This window comes from Acidovorax sp. Root267 (assembly GCF_001429215.1).
Classification (GTDB): Bacteria; Pseudomonadota; Gammaproteobacteria; order Burkholderiales; family Burkholderiaceae_C; genus Acidovorax; species Acidovorax radicis.
Map to the genome: position 1 here is coordinate 274,325 of NZ_LMJC01000029.1, position 16,143 is coordinate 290,467.

Genomic DNA, 16,143 nt, shown 5'->3' on the forward strand with positions numbered 1-16,143 from the left:
CGCCACCGCGCCGCTGCCCAGATAGCAATTACCAGCGCAGCAGGCGCGGCCCCAGTACGGCCCCAAGCGCCGTCGGGATGGCCATGCCCGCCAGGTACCAGACCGCCAGGAACGGCGTGGCCATCTCGGGGCAATGCAGGGCATACACCAAAGCGCCCAACGCGCCCGCCAGCAACCCGGCGCCCGCGCCCGCCCAGGCCAGGCGCGTGGGCGCGGCCCCCTTCAGGGCCCAGAAGCCCGCAGCCAACGCAGGCACCGACAGCGCCGCGATATTGAACGGACAGGTGCGCCAGGTGCTGCCCAGGATCAGCGGCACACGCTCTACCGCAGTCACCTGCGACAACGCCCACAATGCCATGGCCCACAACACCAGCGGCGGCACTGCCAGCAGCAGCGCCGCAGGCCCCACCGCCATGCCGGGGCGGGCCATGCGGCGCAGCAGCGCCAGCCCAGCGGCGGCCAGTGCAGCTGCAAACACCAGCTTGCCCCAGAACATGGGCAGCGCCATGGTCGCCAGCAGGTCGGGGCGCAGCCCGAACAGGGCCAGCATCAGCACCCCGGCACCGGCAATGCCAACTGCGGCGGCCACGGCAAACCGTTGCTCTATCGCGTTGTTCTGCACCGGCCGGTCATCGGCGGCGAGCAGGTGGATCAATTCATCGGTTTTCATGCTATTTCCCCTGGGACTTACGCACATCAGAATGCAACAACGACCGGCCTTCTGTACCCGGCGGTTTGCCTGACCCCTGTTGCGCGTAAGTCATGTCCCTGATCTTGGCGGCCAGGGCCTTGAGCCCCCGGTGCACGCCGACTTTGACGGCCGACTCCGACAGCCCCGTGAGGCGCGCCGTCTCGACGACCGACAAACCTTCCAGCTTCACGCACTCGATCGGCAGACGCTGCTTGTCGGGCAAGGTGCGCAACAACTGCCCCAGGTCGCGCCGGGCTTCGGCGGCCTCGCTGTCGCTGCTGGCAAACAACTCATCGGCATCGTCCAGCGGGTCGTTGCGCCCTTCCTTCACGGCGTGCGAGCGCAGCCAATCGATGAGCTTGTAGCGCGCAATCGCATGCGCCCAGGCCGTCACCGGCATCTCGGGCCGATAAGTGTGGCGCTGGTTGTGCACCGCCAGCAGCGTCTCCTGCACCAGGTCCTCCACCTCGTCGGGCCGCTGCATCAGACGGCGGCGCAAAAACGCACGCAGGTGTGCGCTCAGCTCTTTCAGAAAGCGCTGGTAGGCGGCTGCGTCGGCGTCCAGCCCTTGCAGCAGCAAACCGCGCAGGCGCTCTTCCACTATCTCCATGGTGTCTCCCTGCAAGGAATTCGTACTCCGAGGCCAATGGGTTACAGGCAACAGAAAAAATATTTACGCCATGCCGCCACGATTCTTTTGCGCAGCGCTGTAACCCGCCTGCTGCACAGCGCGAATTACAACGCAGATCGGGCCATTCAACGCGACCTCTGTGTCGCAACCCGGTCGGATTCAACCACTACCCAACCCTTGGAGAACCGTACCATGACCACTCGCACCCTCAGCCTCGGCGCATTCGCCCTCATTGCCCTGACTTCTGGCGCCGCCATGGCCCAGACCGCCCCCATGGAAGGAGCCAAGCCCGCCATGGAGAAGTGCTACGGCGTCTCGATGGCTGGCAAGAACGACTGCGCAGCAGGCCCCGGCACCACCTGCGCCGGCACCTCCAAGATGGACTACCAGGGCAACGCCTGGAAGTTCGTGCCCGCAGGCACCTGCGCGTCGATCAAGACGCCCAAGGGCATGGGTTCGCTGGCACCCGCCAAGGCCTAAGAGGCTGATGCCATGACTCCGCGCCCCCTCACCGCTGGTCTGGGCCTCAAGCCCCAGCACTACGGCGAGGCGCTGCAGTGCACCGCCCCCGGCCTGTGGTGGGAGGTGCACCCCGAGAACTACCTGGCCGATGGCGGCCCGCGCCTGGCGTATCTGGATGCGATCCGCGCACGCCACCCCATGGCGCTGCACGGCGTGTCCCTGTCCCTTGCGGCCGATGCACCGCCCGATGCGGCGCACCTGGGCCGCCTGGCGGCACTGGCGCGGCGCGTGGAGCCTGTGATCATCTCGGAGCACCTGGCGTGGTCCACCTGGCGCGGTCAGTATCTGCCCGACCTGCTGCCGTTTCCCCGCACGCACGCGGCGCTGCACCGCATTGCAAGCAACATCGCCCGCACACAGGATGTGCTGCAACGGCCCATCGCCATCGAGAACCCCACGCACTATCTGCACATCGATGGCCACGCATGGGCCGAGACCGACTTTCTGGCCGAATTGGTGCGGCGCACCGGTTGTGCGCTGCTGCTGGACGTGAACAACGTCCATATCAGCGCGAACAACCTGGGCTTTTGCGCGCAGGCGTACCTGGATGCGTTTCCCCTGCACGCCGTGGCCGAGATCCACCTGGCGGGCCACCATGCCGACCCGGTGCATGGCAACACCTTGCTCATCGACAGCCACGACGCCCCAGTGGCGCCCGCCGTGTGGGCGCTGTACCAACGCGTGATCGAGCGCGTAGGTCCCATCCCCACCCTCATCGAGCGTGATGACAACCTGCCCGACTTCTGTGAACTGCTGGGCGAGCGTGACCAGGCCCACCATGTACTCATGGCTGCGCACACCGAGGAGGCCGCATGCAGCTGACCGACTTTCAGGATGGTTTCTCGGCCGCCCTGCTCGGCGCGGGCCATCCCCCAACCACCGCGTGGCTAGTGGCCCTGGAGGCCCAGCCCGGCTTTGCCGTGTACCGCAACACCGTGCTCAAGGGCTGTGTCGATGCCCTGCAGGCCAGCTACCCCACGGTGTGCCAGCTGGTGGGCGAAGGCTGGTTCCGCGCCGCCGCAGCGGTCTATGCGCGCCAGCAACCGCCTTGTGATGGACTGCTAGTGGACTACGGCGCTGGGTTTGGCGACTTCCTGGCCGGGTTTGAACCTGCGGCCGGGTTGCCCTACCTGCCCGCCATAGCGCGCCTGGACCGCGGCTGGACCGAGTGCCATCTGGCAGCCGACGCTACCGCCGTGGACCGAGCCTGGTGGGCCCGGCAAGCGCCAGAAACGCTGCCCGCCTTGCAACTGCATCCCCACCCCGCTGCGCACTGGACCTGGTGCAATGGGCACCCGGCCTATCGCCTGTGGCAGAGCCACCGTGAAGGCTTGGCCCTACCCGAATCGCTGGCCTGGGCGGGTGATGGCGGCCTGCTCACCCGGCCACACGCGGAAGTGACCTGGCGCCCGCTTTCGCGCGCAGGGGTTGCTTTTTTGGACGCCTGCGCAGAGGGCCAGACTCTGGAAGCCGCCGCCACCCGCGCCTTAGATACCGATCCCGCCACTGACTTTGCCGCGCTCCTGGGCACCTTGCTGGACGCGGGGGCCCTGGTCCCACCCCATTCACATCCACATTCACACCCACAGGCCGAGGAGGCCCTATGACCACCCACACCCAATCCCCCCACTTCCCCACAGCACCCACCAAAGGCCCCCGCGTTCTGCTGGCCCGCCTGGCCGATGCCGCTGCCTGGCTCACCCCCCACAGTCTGCTGGCCCTGGTCAACCGCGTGGCCATCGCGGGCATCTTCTGGCTGTCTGCCCGCACCAAGGTCGATGGCTGGTTCACGATCTCCGACAGCGCCTACGCGCTGTTCCGCGAAGAATACAAACTGCCCTTGTTGCCGCCTGAACTGGCGGCGCAGATGGCCACCGTGGCCGAACATGTGTTTCCCATCCTGCTCGTGCTGGGCCTGTTCACGCGCCTGTCGGCTGTGGCCTTGTTGGGCATGACACTGGTCATTCAGGTTTTTGTGTATCCGGATGCCTGGCCCACGCACCTGTCGTGGGCGGGGCTGATGCTGTACCTGGCAGGGCGCGGTGCGGGCAATGTGTCGCTGGACCGCGTGCTGGGAATTCGCTGAAACCCTTGCATCAGCCCGCGGCCGTCTGCACCCAGCGCACGATGTCCGCAGCACCCAGCGCGCCTGAGATACGCGCCACCTCACGCCCCTGCTGAAAAAGGACCATGGTCGGAATGCTGCGGATGGCATAACGTGCCGCGATGGCCTGGTGTTCTTCGGTATTGAGCTTGGCCAGGCGCACACGCGGCTCCAGCTCACGGGCCGCCTGGGCAAAGGCGGGCGCCATCTGGCGGCACGGCCCACACCAGGGCGCCCAGAAATCCACCAGCACCGGAATGTGGCTGCGCCCCACATGTTTGTCAAAACTCGCCCCATCCAGTTCCAGAGGGGCGCCCACAAAAAGCCCCTGGTGGCACTTTCCGCAATCGGGTGCATGGGCCAGATCTGCGCTTTGCACGCGATTGGTGGTGTGGCAGTGCGGGCAGACGATGTGCAGGGCTTCGGTCATGGGGTGAGATCAGGTTCAAGCAAGAGCAAGAGCGGGTTTTTTACACATTGCGGCAGAAGCTTTGCGTTTCAAGGGTGGTCCTGCCAGACCAATGGCAATGGCGGCCCAATGTTGCAATGGGTCGCACACCTTGCGCGCGTTTACCAACGCTGAATCACCCTTTCCCCCCGGTCAGCTTCACGGCGTCTGCTAAGGTTTGACCCATGCAGCTGCTCCCCCTACTGACAACTGCCCATGCGCTTTTTCTGGACTTCGATGGCACGCTCACCGAGCTGGCACCACGCCCCGAGGCGGTGCGCGTCGCCTCCGGGCTGGTCCCAACGCTGCTATCGCTGTACACCCACCTGGGGGGTGCGCTGGCCATCGTGACCGGGCGGCCTGAGGCCGACATCGACGGATTCCTGGCCCCGCTGCGCCTGCCGCTGGCGAGTGAGCATGGTGCCCAATACCGCCTGGCCGACACTTCGCTTCCGGCCGTTCTACCGCCGGATCTGGAGCCCGTTCTTCGGGCTGCGTACGACCTTGCAGCGCGCAACCCCGGGCTGCTGGTGGAGCCCAAGCGCGTCAGCGTGGCCCTGCACTACCGCCAGGCCCCCCAACTGGCCGCGTTGTGCCACGACACCCTGGTACGCGCCATGCGCCATGTGGAGGGCGTGGAACTGTTGCATGGCAAATGCGTCTTTGAAGTGAAGCCCCGTGGCGTCGACAAGGGCCAGGCCATTGCTGATTTCATGACCCAGGCACCCTTTGCAGGACGTATGCCAGTCTTCGTGGGCGATGACGTCACCGACGAAGCTGGCTTTGCCGCCGTGCAGGCGCTGGGCGGCTGGGGCATCAAGGTGGGCGAAGGGCCGACCATGGCACAACACCGCTGCATGACACCCGCCGCATTGCGTGGCTGGCTGTCGGCCACGCGAACCCATTGGAACCACCTGAACCCGGAGCGCGAACCATGAACACAGCCGCCAACGACCCCCAAGCGGGATCGCTCAACCTGGGGATGATCGGCAATTGCGCCATCAGCGCACTGATCGACAACCACGCCCGCATGGTGTGGTGCTGCCTGCCGCGTTTTGATGGAGACCCGGTGTTCAACGCCCTGCTGCAGCCCGGCGACGAAGGCAGCCACTTCGCGATCGAACTCGAAGACCTCGCCTCGGCCCACCAGTGGTATGAGCCCAATACCGCCATCCTGCGCACGCAGCTGTTTGACAAGGCAGGCCATGGGGTGGAGATCACCGACTTTGCGCCGCGCTTTTACAGCCGCTCGCGCTACTTCCGGCCCATGACGCTGGTACGCCGGGTGCGCCCCATCCAGGGCGCGCCGCGCATCCGCGTGGCGCTCAAGGTGCGCTACGACTGGGGCCAGACCACACCCGAAATCACGCGCGGCAGCAATCACATCCGCTATGTGGGCGAGGGCATGACGCTGCGCCTGTCCACCGATGCACCGGTCTCGCACGTGCTGTCAGGCCAGGCGTTTGTACTCACGCGCGAACACAACTTTCTGCTGGGGGCCGACGAAACGCTGGTGGAGGGCATTGCCGACACCGCGCGCCTGTTCGAGCAGGAGACCACGGCCTACTGGCGCAGCTGGACCCGCGCCCTGGCCGTGCCGCTGGAGTGGCAAGAAGCCGTCATCCGTGCGGCCATCACGCTCAAGCTCTCACTGTACGAGGACACCGGTGCCATCGTGGCCGCCATGACCACCAGCATCCCCGAGTCCGCCCACAGCGGCCGCAACTGGGACTACCGCTACTGCTGGCTGCGCGACGCGTTCTTCGTGGTGCGCGCGCTCAACAGCATCTCCGAAGTGGGCACCATGGAGGACTATCTGCGCTGGCTCAGCAACGTGGTGGTGGAAGGCGGCGATGGCCACATCCAGCCGCTGTACGGTATTGGCCTGGAGCAAGAACTGCCCGAGAGCCTTGTGCCCCAGCTGGCGGGCTACCGGGGCATGGGCCCCGTGCGCGTGGGCAACCAGGCGGCAGAGCATTTCCAGCATGACGTGTACGGCAACATCGTGCTGGGCGCGGCCCAGGCCTTTCACGACCACCGCCTGCTGCACCGCGCGGGCCTGGCCGAATTCACGCGGCTGGAACAGGTGGGCGAGAACGCAGTGCGTGTCTACGGCCAGCCCGATGCAGGCATGTGGGAGCTGCGCACACGTGCCCGGGTGCACACTTCGTCCGCCCTGATGAGCTGGGCCGCCTGCGACCGGCTGGCCAAGATCGCCGCCACCCTGCAGCTGGCCGACCGCGCCAGCCACTGGCAGCAGCATGCGGACCGCATGCGCGCCGAAATCCTGGACAAATCGTGGTGCGAAGCGCGCCATGCGTTTGCCGAAAGTTTTGGCGGCCATGAACTCGATGCCAGCGTATTGCTGATGGCCGAGGTCGGCCTCATCGACCCGAAAGACCCGCGCTTCGTGAGCACCGTGGAGGCCATGGAAAAGAGCCTGTGCGACGGCCCCTACATGCGCCGCTACGAGGCGGCCGACGACTTCGGCAAGCCCGAAACAGCCTTCAACATCTGCACCTTCTGGCGCATCGATGCCCTGGCGCGCATTGGCCGCAAGGCCGAGGCGCGCGCCATCTTCGAGACCATGCTGGCCGCCCGCAACCCGCTGGGCCTGCTGTCCGAAGACACGCACCCCGAAACGCGCGAGATGTGGGGCAACTTCCCGCAGACCTATTCGATGGTGGGCGTGATCAACGCTGCCGTGCGCCTGTCAGCCCCCTGGGACAGCGTGATTTGAGGCCCTGTCCGACAACGGCCTGGGGCGATCCACAACGATGATCGACCCATGAGCCGCCTTGTCGTCATCTCCAACCGCCTCGCCGATCCCCGCAAACCCGCTGCTGGCGGCCTCGCCGTCGCCCTCGGAGAGGCCCTGAACCAGACAGGCGGGCTGTGGTTTGGCTGGAGCGGCAACGTGGTCGAAGGAGGGACACCCGGCGAGGGTGAACTGCACACGCGGCAGGCTGGTGCCGTCACCCTGGCCACCGTGGACCTGTGCCGCGAAGACCATGACAGCTACTACCATGGCTACAGCAACAGCGTGCTGTGGCCGGTGTTTCACTACCGCCTGGACCTGGCCGACTTCAATGCCAGCTACATCGCGGGCTACCGGCGCGTGAACCAGATGTTTGCGCGCAAGCTGCTGCCGCTCTTGCGCGACGATGACATCCTCTGGGTGCACGACTACCACCTGATTCCGCTGGCCGCCGAGCTGCGTGCCATGGCCTGCAAGCAGCGCATCGGTTTTTTTCTGCACATTCCGATGCCACCGCCGCTCATCATGGCAGCCATTCCGCAGCACGAGTGGTTGATGCGTTCGCTGTTCGCCTACGACCTGGTGGGCCTGCAGAGCGAGGCCGACGTGTCGCATTTCACACGCTACGTGCGCAACGAAGGCAGCGCCGAGGAGGTGGACGCCCAACGGCTTCGCGCGTTCGGCGGCACGGTGCAGGTGCAGGCCTTTCCCATCGGCATCGACGTGGACGAATTCACGCGCCTTACGCACGCGCCCGATGCGGTCGAAACGTACGAGAACATGCGCGACGAGTATTCACGCAGGCGCCTGCTGCTGGGCATTGACCGGCTCGACTATTCCAAGGGCATCCCGCACCGCGTGCGCGCGTTCCGCGAGCTGCTGGACCGTTACCCGGAAAACCGCGACAGCGCCACACTCATCATGATCGCCTCGCCCACGCGCGACGACGTCAACGCCTATGCCGACCTGCGCCAGGAGCTGGAGGGCCTGTGCGGCGCGGTGAACGGCGACTATGGCGAACTCGACTGGATGCCGGTGCGCTACATCCACCGGATGGTGGCGCGCAAGCGGGTGCCGGGTCTGTGCCGCGCCGCCGCCGTGGGCTTGGTCACGCCACTGCGCGATGGCATGAACCTGGTGGCCAAAGAGTATGTGGTGGCGCAAGACCCAGACGACCCGGGCGTGCTCGTGTTGTCCCGCTTCGCGGGTGCGGCCGAGCAACTGAAAGAAGCGCTGCTGGTGAACCCCTACGACACCCAAGGCATGGCCGACAGCATCCAGCAGGCGCTGCAAATGCCACTGGCCGAGCGGCAGGCGCGCCACCAGAAACTCATGGCTCGCCTGCGCGAGCACGACGTGCACTGGTGGCGAAAGTCGTTCCTGAAGGCTCTCCAGGCGGCGGGCGACTGACGACCTCCACGCGCCGCCTGGCTAGCCCCGTCGCGCGCAGCGAAGGCTCAGAGCAACTTCGTCAGCAGGCTCAACACAAAGCTCAGAAGCAGCGTCGAAGCCAAAGGCACGTCCCAGTCCCGGCCGAGCCAGCGAAAGCGCAGGTCGCCAGGCAAGCGGCCAAACCCCATGCGCCGAAGCAGGGGCGAGAGCCAGCTCAGCAACATCAGAGCCAGAAAGACGACAAGAAGCCAGCGGATCATGCCCACAGTGTAGGGCGGCAGGTCCTTTCAGCGCCTCTCGACGCACATGCAGGCGCAGCGCTGCCGCACTGGGGTCTTCCCCCTTGAGGAAGGAAGCACCACAAGCGATTCAGGGACCTTCGTTCTTTCAGCGCTGAACACCCCAGCGCCGCACCGTCAGCCGCTCCAGCGTATGGAACCCCAGGCTCTCCACCGCCAGGCCGATCAAAATCACCAGCACCAGTCCCGCGAACACCTTGTCGGTATAGAGCTCATTGCGGTTCTGGAAGATGTACCAGCCCAGGCCGCCCTTGCCCGACGACGCGCCGAACACCAGCTCGGCCGCGATCAGTGTGCGCCAGGCGAAGGCCCAGCCGATCTTCAGGCCCGACAGGATGGACGGCAGCGCGGCCGGCACCAGGATCTGCAGCACATAGCGGATGCCGGTGAGGCCATAGTTGCGGCCGGCCATGCGCAGCGTCTCGGGCACGGACTGGAAGCCCGCGTAGGTGTTGAGTGCCAGCGGCCACAGCACCGAGTGGATCAGCACGAACACCAGGCTGCCCTGCCCGAGGCCGAACCACAGCAGCGCCAGCGGCAACAGCGCGATGGCCGGCAGTGGGTTGAACATGGAGGTCAGCGTGGACAGCAGGTCGCGCCCGAACTGGGTGGACACGGCCAGCGTGGTGAGCACGAAGGCCCCGAAGATGCCCGCGAGATAGCCCTTGAGCAGCACCGACAGCGAGATCGCCGTCTTGCCGATCAGCTCGCCCGAGGCCAAGCCCTCCACCAATGCCTTGGCGGTCTGCAGGAAGGTGGGCAGCAGCAGGTCGTTGTCCTGCCAGCGCGCCACCACCTCCCACAGCACGGCCAGCACCGCCAGGATCACGAGCTTGCGCACCCAGGCCTGCTGCCAGATGCGCGCGGCCAGCGGCAAGGGTTGCACGGGCGCGATACCGCCCAGCGGCTCCAGGCTGCGCTCGAACTCGGGGCGCACGGGAGGGGTCAACAACGAAGCGCTCATACGGAAATCTGGAAAGGCAGCGAACCCGCGGGCCGCTGGGGATTGATGAGCGGCACTCCGCCCTGGCGGCCGGGCGCCAGGGCCTCGGCATCGGCCTGCACCGATCCTGGCACCGCGCCGGCGGCGGGCTCGTCGAACAGCAGCCGGTGGATGCGCTGGGCCGTGGCCTGGAATTCGGTACCGCCCAGGCTGTGCAGCCCGAATTGGTGGCTGTTGACCTCGGCGCGCAGCCGCCCCGGATGCGGCGAGAGGATTGCGATGCGGTTGCCCACCACCAGCGCCTCCTCGATGGAGTGCGTGACGAAGATCAGCGTGAAGCGGAACTCGTCCCACAGCGAGAGCAGTTCTTCCTGCATGCGCCGGCGCGTGAGGGCGTCGAGCGCGGCAAAGGGTTCGTCCATCAGCAGCACCTGGGGCTGCATGGCCAGCGCGCGCGCAATGGCCACGCGCTGCTTCATGCCGCCCGACAGCTGGTGCGGGTGCACGTCGGCGAACTTCGTGAGACCCACCTTGTCGATGTAGAGCGCCGCACGTTCGGCGGCCTCCTTGCGGCCCACGCTGCGCGAGGCCAGCAGCGGAAACATCACGTTGTCGCGCACGGTCTTCCACGGCGGTAGCTGGTCGAACTCCTGGAACACCACCACCCGGTCGGGCCCGGGCCGCGTGACGGCACGGCCGTTGAGCAGGATCTGGCCCTCGCTCGGAGCAATGAATCCAGCAATGGATTTGAGCAGCGTGGATTTGCCGCAGCCCGAGGCCCCGAGCAGCACGAAGCGGTCGCCTTTATGCACGTCGAAGCCCACGCGGTGCGTGGCGCGTACCACGCGCTCGCGCGTGCGGTAGTCAATGCTCACGCCCTGCACCTGTAGCAACGCGGTATCGGCAGGGACTGGCACGGCAGCGGCACGGCTCTCGCCCACGGTCAGGCCCAGTGCCTCGTCCTCCAGCGCCGTGCGTTCGCTCTGCAGCGGGGGTGAAAAGGGCCCCAGGCGGATGGTGTGCTCGCTCATGCCAGGAGGCTCACTCAGTTGCCAGACGCCGTGAGCGCGTCTTCAAAGAAGTAGTCCTTGAGCGCGGTCGGCTGGTTCTTGATGGCGCCCACGCGGTGCAGGAACTGGCCCATGCCCAGCGTGTTCTCGGGGCGCACCTTGAACTGCACCTCGGGGTTCTGGATGATCTTGAGCAGCAGGCCCCGGTCGGTGTTGCCACCCGATACCTTGAGGTAGATGTCGGCCGCCTTCTCGGGGTTGGCGGCGACGAATTTCGCGGCTTCATCGAGCGCATCGACGAAGGCCTTGTAGGTCTTGGGGCTCTCGGCGCGGAATTTCTCGGTGGCGTAGAGCACGGTGGCCGATGCCGGGCCGCCCAGAACGTCGTACGAGTTGAGGACGATCTTTGCCTTGGGGTTGCCGGCCAGTTCCTGCTCCTGGAAAGGCGGGTTGCCGAAGTGGCCGGTGATCTCGGTGCCGCCCTTGATGATGGCGGCCGCCGCGTCGGGGTGCGGCAAGGCCACCTGGTTCTTGTCCAGGCGGTTGAACTCCTTGTCGCCCCAGAGCTTGGCCGAGGCCATCTGCAGCACGCGCGACTGCACCGACACACCGACGGCCGGCAGCGCGATGCGGTCCTTGTCGGTGAAGTCTGCAATGGTCTTCACGGCCGGGTTGTTGCTCACCAGGTAGTAGGGAAAGTTGCCCAGCGAGGCCACGCCCTTGACGTTCTGGCGGCCCTTGGTGCGGTCCCACAGCGTGAACAGCGGGCCCACGCCGGCACCCGCGATGTCGATGTTGCCCGACAGCAGCGCATCGTTGACGGCCGAACCGCCCGACAGCTGCAGGAACTCGACCTTGATGTCCACGCCCGCGGCCTTGCCGTGCTTCTCGATGAGCCTCTGTTCCTGCGCCACGTTGAGCAGCAGGTAGACGATGCCGAACTGCTGCGCGATGCGAAGCTGGCCCTCGACCGCATGGGCCGGCGCCGACAGCCCGAGGCTCCCCAACAGCAGCCCCGTGGCCGTGAGCCATCCAGCGGTCTTGCGGCCCAGGGTCCTGCGATCAAGAAAGGGACGGGTCGAAAGGGTCATGGCAGTCTTCCAAATCAAAAAAATCAAACAAAAAGTGGCCCTAGCGCTTGATCCATAAGCGCTGATAGCTATCAAAATTAGAGCACCCTCAAAAAGGCAGGTCGCCTTCGATGGTGGTGCGATAGAGTTTTCGGCGCTCGCTGTCGGGCGTGCCCGCAGCCAGGTGGGTGACGGACCGGTTGTCCCAGAACACCAGGTCGTGCGGCTGCCACTGGTGGCGGTAGGTGAACTCGGGGCGCACGCTGGCGGCGAACAGTTCGGCCAGCAGGGCCTGGCTTTCGGCCTCGGGCAGGCCGACGATGCGCGTGGTGAAGTGCTCGCTCACGAACAGTGCCTTACGGCCCGTTTCGGGGTGGGTGCGCACCACGGGGTGGATGGAGGGCGCCACCTCGTCGATCTGTGCCTGGGTGAGTTGGGGGCGCCAGGGGCTCTTGGCACGCAGCTCCTCGTACTTGGCCAGGTAGCTGTGCTCGGCCTTGAGCGGCGCGATGCGCGCCTTGAGGGCTTCGGGCAGGGCGTCGTACGCGGCGTGCTGGTCGGCGAACAGGGTGTCACCGCCTTCGCACGGCAGCTCCTGCGCGTGCAGCAGCGAGCCCAGGCTCGGCTTGTCCTTGTACGACAGGTCAGAATGCCAGTAGTGGCCCGCATCGCCCAGACCAATGGGCTGGCCCGCAGCGTCCTTGATGTTGGAGACGATCAATATCTCGGGGTGGCCCGCGAGCTGAAAGTTCTTGAGCACGTGGATCTGCAGCGGCCCGAACAAGCGGCTGAAGTCGATGTGCTGGCGCGGCGTGATGCGCTGGTCGCGGAACACCAGCACGTGGTGGTCCAGGTGCGCGCGGTGGATGCGGGCGAAGTCCTCGCGGCCCAGCGGCCGCGACAGATCGAGCCCCAGCACCTCAGCGCCCAGCGGGCCGGCAGCGCCTGCCACGGGGCGGATCACCAGACCTTGCGGCGGCGCGTCGCCGGCAACGGCGGACAGGGGATGGGAAGCGGGTGAAAGGACGGCCGACATGGGAACCTCGTGGGGAATCTGGGCATATGTGCCCCTGAGACCTTCACTCTAGGTCGCGCCGCTTATTCTGGGAACGAATGTTTTCTCAGTTATTAACAACCAAAACAGCTAAGCATCGGCCGCCTTGCGCCCCCTTCAAGCACCCTGCAGGCGCTGGAGCGCCAGCGCGTGCAGCGCCGGGGTGGCAGCCGCCACCACCCTGCCGTCCGAGTCGACCGAAAGCGCACGTCCCTGCCAGTCGGTGATGCAGCCGCCGGCCCCCTCGACCAAGCACACCAGCGCGAGGTAGTCGTAGGGCTGCAGGCCGGCCTCGACCACCAGGTCCACATGCCCGGCCGCGAGCTGGGCGTACGAATAGCAGTCGCCCCCGAACCGCCGCAGCGCACATTCGCGGCTCAGCGCATCGAAGCGGCGCCATTCGTCGGCCGCGAAGGCATCGGGCGAGGTGGTGTAGATGCGCGCCTGCGCCAGTGCCTGGCAGGTGCTTGCGCGCACCGTGTGGCCGTTGCATTGCGTGCCCTCGCCGGCCACGCCCACCCAGCGCTCGCCCAGCGCCGGCATGTCCATCAGGCCCAGCAACGGCCGGCCCTCGTGCAGCAAGGCCACCAGCGTGCCCCACAGCGGGGAGCCGGTGATGAAACTCTTGGTGCCGTCGATAGGGTCGATCACCCACAGATGGAGCGCCTCCAGCCGCTCGCGGCCATGCTCCTCGCCCAGGATGCCGTGGTCCGGGCATTGCGCGTGCAGCACGGCACGCATGGCAGCCTCGGTCTCGCGGTCGGCGATGGTCACCGGGCTTTCGTCCGATTTGGTGAGCACGTCCAGCGGCGTGCGGAAGTAGCGCATCGACGGGGCGCGCGCCGCGTCGGCCATCGCCAGTGCAATGGGCACGAACGATGCTCCGCTGAGGATGGCAGAGGAAGGAGTGGTGCTGTTCATGGGAGTCGGCCGGTCAGGGCAATGGAGGTTGGACGGAGCCCATCGGCGGACCTCGGCACGCAGCGCGAAGGACCCAGCGGTTGGCATATTTAGTGCTTATGTATTTTCGTGCAAAAACAATAATTAGCACAAGTGCAATAAAACGCACAAACATGGTGAGAGTCCTGCGGCCCGCCGCCCCAACTTCTTGCAACGCACCGTTCTGGAGAAATTCATGCTGACCCACTCCCCCGCTCTTTCGGCCTTGCGGTTTCTTGCGCTGTGCGGCGTGCTCGCCAGCGGCCTGCCGGCAGTACATGCAGGCACCGTCACCGCCTACACCGCCCTCGAAGAAGACGAAATCAAGGAATACGTCGCCGCCGCCAAGAAGGACATGCCCGACGTGGACGTGAAGGTGCTGCGCCTGTCCACCGGCGACCTGGGAGCGCGCATCCTGGCCGAGGCCAGCAACCCGCAGCACGACGTGATCTGGGGCTGGGCGCTCACCAACACCCTTGATCCGCGCATCACGGCACTGCTGGAGCCCTACGCGGCCAAAGGCAGCGACAAGCTGGCCGCCAAGGACAAGGCGGCCGACGGCAAGTGGTTCACCACCACCGGCTACATGGCCGCCTTCTGCGTGAACACCGAAGTGCTCAAGGCCAAGAACCTGCCCATGCCCCAGTCGTGGAAGGACCTGACCAACCCCGTCTACAAGGGCGAGGTGGTCATGCCCAACCCGGTGTCGTCGGGCACGGGCTACCTGCAGATCGCGGCGCTGCTGCAGTCCAAGGGCACAGACGAAGGCTGGAAGTTCCTCAAGGCGCTGGACGGCAACGTGGCCCAGTACATCAAGTCGGGCTCGCGCCCCTGCAAGGCCGCGCGGGCGGGCGAGTTCGCCATCGGCACCTCGCTGGCGTTCGCGGCCATGCAGTCGGTGGAAGAAGGCTTCCCGCTGAAGATGGTCATCCCGACCGACGGGGCGGGCTACGAGCTCGAAGCCTCGGGCCTGATGGCGGCGTCGAAGAACAAGGCCGATGCCAAGCGCTTCCTCGACTGGACGCTGTCGCCCAGCGCCGCGGCGCTGTACACCAAGTACAAGGAAATCGTGACCATCCCCGGCGCGCCCCAGTCCAAAGCGGCCAAGGCAGCCGGCCTGCCGGCGGACCTGTCCAAGACCCTGTACCCGATGGATTTCGCCAAGTCGGCCAAGGACCGCGACACCATCCTCTCGACCTGGCAAAAGACCATCGGCCGCTGAGCCACGAGCACCGTTTCGACGACCACCCCAGAACCAGAAGGCGCGCGCACCACCATGTCCCTGCAGATCACCGACCTGCACAAGAGTTTCGAGGGCCAGGTGGCGCTCGAACGCATCACGCTTACCGTGGGCAACGCCGAGTTCGTGTGCCTGCTGGGGCCCAGTGGCTGCGGCAAGACCACGCTGCTGCGCATCGTCGCCGGGCTGCTGCCGGCGGACGGTGGCGCCATCATGCTGGGCGAGCGCAACCTGGCCACGCTGCCGGCGCGCGAGCGCGGCTTTGGCATCGTGTTCCAGTCGTACTCCCTGTTTCCGCACATGACCGTGGCACAGAACGTGGGTTACGGCCTGGCCATCCGCAACACGCCTGCCGCCGTCACCAAGGCGCGGGTGGCCGAACTCCTGGACATGGTGGGCCTGGCCGACTTCGCCGGGCGCTACCCCGCGCAGCTGTCGGGGGGCCAGCAGCAGCGCGTGGCGATTGCGCGCGCGCTGGCCGTGAACCCCTCCCTGCTGCTGCTCGACGAGCCTCTGTCGGCGCTGGACGCGCGCGTGCGCGCCGACCTGCGCCATGAGTTGCGCGAAGTGCAGCGGCGCCTGGGCATACCGACCATCATGGTCACCCACGACCAGGAGGAGGCCATGGCCATGGCCGACCGCGTGGTCTGCATGCACCAGGGCCGCATCGAACAGGCCGGTACGCCGCGCGAGCTGTACCTGCGCCCGCGCACCCGCTTCGTGGCCAATTTCATGGGGCACAGCAACCTGCTCACCCCGGCGCAGGCGCAGACGCTGCAGCCAGCACTACCCGGCTCGGCACCCGATGGCATGGCCCTGCTGTGCGTGCGGCCCGAGCGCCTGCGCATCGAGGCGCGTGCGGACGCGCCCGGGCGCGTGCTCGGCACCACCTTCCTGGGCAGCATCCAGCGCCTACAGGTGCGCTGGCACGACCTGGACCTGCTGGTGGAAACCAGCAGCGCCCAGCCGCTTCAACCCGGCGATGCCGTGGCCCTGGGCCTGAACGCCGACGACTGCGCCTGGGTGCAGGCATGAGTGGCGC

The 16,143-nt window shown here is 66.6% G+C and carries 18 protein-coding genes; 9 read left to right on the forward strand and 9 right to left on the reverse strand.

The window, feature by feature from the left end; translation table 11 throughout:
* Positions 1-28: 28 nt before the first annotated feature.
* Together ASE39_RS17640 and ASE39_RS17645 are read right to left on the reverse strand one after the other, a co-directional pair.
* Positions 29-670, reverse strand: coding sequence for a DUF1109 domain-containing protein (locus tag ASE39_RS17640; protein WP_057271981.1), 642 nt, complete (start codon positions 668-670; stop codon positions 29-31).
* 1 nt (position 671) lies between these two features.
* Positions 672-1,301: a sigma-70 family RNA polymerase sigma factor gene (locus ASE39_RS17645; protein WP_010462707.1), complete on the reverse strand. Its 630-nt coding sequence runs from the start codon at positions 1,299-1,301 to the stop codon at positions 672-674.
* 213 nt (positions 1,302-1,514) lie between these two features.
* Between ASE39_RS17645 and ASE39_RS17650 the strand changes: the two genes are divergently transcribed.
* From ASE39_RS17650 to ASE39_RS17665, 4 genes are read left to right on the forward strand one after another with little or no spacing between them, the layout of a single operon-like run.
* The gene (locus tag ASE39_RS17650; protein WP_057271982.1) at positions 1,515-1,802 is read left to right on the forward strand and encodes a DUF2282 domain-containing protein; all 288 of its coding nucleotides are present in this window, start codon (positions 1,515-1,517) and stop codon (positions 1,800-1,802) included.
* A gap of 12 nt (positions 1,803-1,814) precedes the next feature.
* The gene (locus ASE39_RS17655) at positions 1,815-2,666 is read left to right on the forward strand and encodes a DUF692 domain-containing protein (protein ID WP_057271983.1); all 852 of its coding nucleotides are present in this window, start codon (positions 1,815-1,817) and stop codon (positions 2,664-2,666) included.
* On the forward strand, positions 2,657-3,451 hold the full coding sequence (locus ASE39_RS17660) for a DNA-binding domain-containing protein (protein WP_057271984.1): 795 nt from the start codon (positions 2,657-2,659) through the stop codon (positions 3,449-3,451). The genes ASE39_RS17655 and ASE39_RS17660 overlap by 10 nt, the downstream gene beginning before the upstream one ends.
* Entirely contained in the window at positions 3,448-3,930 is a 483-nt protein-coding gene (locus ASE39_RS17665) for a DoxX family protein (RefSeq protein WP_057229306.1), read from the forward strand. The genes ASE39_RS17660 and ASE39_RS17665 overlap by 4 nt, the downstream gene beginning before the upstream one ends.
* A 10-nt stretch (positions 3,931-3,940) precedes the next feature.
* Here ASE39_RS17665 and trxC read toward each other — a convergent pair whose 3' ends face one another.
* On the reverse strand, positions 3,941-4,378 hold the full coding sequence (gene trxC, locus ASE39_RS17670) for a thioredoxin TrxC (RefSeq protein ID WP_010462715.1): 438 nt from the start codon (positions 4,376-4,378) through the stop codon (positions 3,941-3,943).
* Between the two features lie 203 nt (positions 4,379-4,581).
* Here trxC and otsB point away from each other — a divergent pair, with 203 nt between their 5' ends.
* Genes otsB through otsA form a run of 3 tightly spaced genes read left to right on the forward strand, consistent with a single transcriptional unit; the run spans position 4,582 to position 8,564 of the window.
* Positions 4,582-5,334, forward strand: coding sequence for a trehalose-phosphatase (gene otsB, locus ASE39_RS17675; protein WP_010462716.1), 753 nt, complete (start codon positions 4,582-4,584; stop codon positions 5,332-5,334).
* Positions 5,331-7,136: a glycoside hydrolase family 15 protein gene (locus tag ASE39_RS17680; RefSeq protein WP_057271985.1), complete on the forward strand. Its 1,806-nt coding sequence runs from the start codon at positions 5,331-5,333 to the stop codon at positions 7,134-7,136. The genes otsB and ASE39_RS17680 overlap by 4 nt, the downstream gene beginning before the upstream one ends.
* A gap of 48 nt (positions 7,137-7,184) precedes the next feature.
* A complete protein-coding gene (gene otsA / locus ASE39_RS17685) occupies positions 7,185-8,564 on the forward strand; it encodes an alpha,alpha-trehalose-phosphate synthase (UDP-forming) (protein WP_057271986.1) in 1,380 nt (459 codons plus the stop codon).
* A gap of 47 nt (positions 8,565-8,611) precedes the next feature.
* Here otsA and ASE39_RS17690 read toward each other — a convergent pair whose 3' ends face one another.
* From ASE39_RS17690 to hisN, 6 genes are all read right to left on the reverse strand, one after another.
* Positions 8,612-8,806, reverse strand: coding sequence for a DUF2905 family protein (locus tag ASE39_RS17690; RefSeq protein WP_010462719.1), 195 nt, complete (start codon positions 8,804-8,806; stop codon positions 8,612-8,614).
* A gap of 127 nt (positions 8,807-8,933) precedes the next feature.
* Positions 8,934-9,809, reverse strand: a complete 876-nt coding sequence (locus tag ASE39_RS17695; RefSeq protein ID WP_057271987.1) for an ABC transporter permease — start codon at positions 9,807-9,809, stop codon at positions 8,934-8,936.
* On the reverse strand, positions 9,806-10,819 hold the full coding sequence (locus ASE39_RS17700; protein ID WP_057271988.1) for an ABC transporter ATP-binding protein: 1,014 nt from the start codon (positions 10,817-10,819) through the stop codon (positions 9,806-9,808). Before ASE39_RS17700 ends, ASE39_RS17695 begins: the two co-directional genes overlap by 4 nt.
* A 14-nt stretch (positions 10,820-10,833) precedes the next feature.
* Positions 10,834-11,889, reverse strand: a complete 1,056-nt coding sequence (locus ASE39_RS17705; protein ID WP_082615495.1) for an ABC transporter substrate-binding protein — start codon at positions 11,887-11,889, stop codon at positions 10,834-10,836.
* Between the two features lie 88 nt (positions 11,890-11,977).
* Complete coding sequence (locus ASE39_RS17710) at positions 11,978-12,904, reverse strand: TauD/TfdA family dioxygenase (protein WP_057271989.1); 927 nt, start codon at positions 12,902-12,904, stop codon at positions 11,978-11,980.
* A gap of 135 nt (positions 12,905-13,039) precedes the next feature.
* Positions 13,040-13,843: a histidinol-phosphatase gene (gene hisN / locus ASE39_RS17715; protein WP_057271990.1), complete on the reverse strand. Its 804-nt coding sequence runs from the start codon at positions 13,841-13,843 to the stop codon at positions 13,040-13,042.
* A 214-nt stretch (positions 13,844-14,057) separates the two neighbouring features.
* On the opposite strand from hisN, the gene ASE39_RS17720 reads away from it, so the two are divergent.
* Together ASE39_RS17720 and ASE39_RS17725 are read left to right on the forward strand one after the other, a co-directional pair.
* Entirely contained in the window at positions 14,058-15,083 is a 1,026-nt protein-coding gene (locus tag ASE39_RS17720) for an ABC transporter substrate-binding protein (RefSeq protein ID WP_082615496.1), read from the forward strand.
* A 54-nt stretch (positions 15,084-15,137) separates the two neighbouring features.
* Positions 15,138-16,136, forward strand: a complete 999-nt coding sequence (locus ASE39_RS17725; protein WP_057271991.1) for an ABC transporter ATP-binding protein — start codon at positions 15,138-15,140, stop codon at positions 16,134-16,136.
* Positions 16,137-16,143 lie beyond the last annotated feature (7 nt).

Coding starts and splice junctions, on each gene's coding strand:
- otsA (WP_057271986.1), top strand. CDS start 7,185: ATGAGCCGCCTTGTCGTCATCTCCAACCGCCTCGCCGATCCCCGCAAA.
- hisN (WP_057271990.1), bottom strand. CDS start 13,843: ATGAACAGCACCACTCCTTCCTCTGCCATCCTCAGCGGAGCATCGTTC.
- otsB (WP_010462716.1), top strand. CDS start 4,582: ATGCAGCTGCTCCCCCTACTGACAACTGCCCATGCGCTTTTTCTGGAC.
- ASE39_RS17725 (WP_057271991.1), top strand. CDS start 15,138: ATGTCCCTGCAGATCACCGACCTGCACAAGAGTTTCGAGGGCCAGGTG.
- ASE39_RS17650 (WP_057271982.1), top strand. CDS start 1,515: ATGACCACTCGCACCCTCAGCCTCGGCGCATTCGCCCTCATTGCCCTG.
- ASE39_RS17655 (WP_057271983.1), top strand. CDS start 1,815: ATGACTCCGCGCCCCCTCACCGCTGGTCTGGGCCTCAAGCCCCAGCAC.
- ASE39_RS17640 (WP_057271981.1), bottom strand. CDS start 670: ATGAAAACCGATGAATTGATCCACCTGCTCGCCGCCGATGACCGGCCG.
- ASE39_RS17705 (WP_082615495.1), bottom strand. CDS start 11,889: ATGACCCTTTCGACCCGTCCCTTTCTTGATCGCAGGACCCTGGGCCGC.
- trxC (WP_010462715.1), bottom strand. CDS start 4,378: ATGACCGAAGCCCTGCACATCGTCTGCCCGCACTGCCACACCACCAAT.
- ASE39_RS17720 (WP_082615496.1), top strand. CDS start 14,058: ATGCTGACCCACTCCCCCGCTCTTTCGGCCTTGCGGTTTCTTGCGCTG.
- ASE39_RS17695 (WP_057271987.1), bottom strand. CDS start 9,809: ATGAGCGCTTCGTTGTTGACCCCTCCCGTGCGCCCCGAGTTCGAGCGC.
- ASE39_RS17645 (WP_010462707.1), bottom strand. CDS start 1,301: ATGGAGATAGTGGAAGAGCGCCTGCGCGGTTTGCTGCTGCAAGGGCTG.
- ASE39_RS17710 (WP_057271989.1), bottom strand. CDS start 12,904: ATGTCGGCCGTCCTTTCACCCGCTTCCCATCCCCTGTCCGCCGTTGCC.
- ASE39_RS17700 (WP_057271988.1), bottom strand. CDS start 10,819: ATGAGCGAGCACACCATCCGCCTGGGGCCCTTTTCACCCCCGCTGCAG.
- ASE39_RS17660 (WP_057271984.1), top strand. CDS start 2,657: ATGCAGCTGACCGACTTTCAGGATGGTTTCTCGGCCGCCCTGCTCGGC.
- ASE39_RS17680 (WP_057271985.1), top strand. CDS start 5,331: ATGAACACAGCCGCCAACGACCCCCAAGCGGGATCGCTCAACCTGGGG.
- ASE39_RS17665 (WP_057229306.1), top strand. CDS start 3,448: ATGACCACCCACACCCAATCCCCCCACTTCCCCACAGCACCCACCAAA.
- ASE39_RS17690 (WP_010462719.1), bottom strand. CDS start 8,806: ATGATCCGCTGGCTTCTTGTCGTCTTTCTGGCTCTGATGTTGCTGAGC.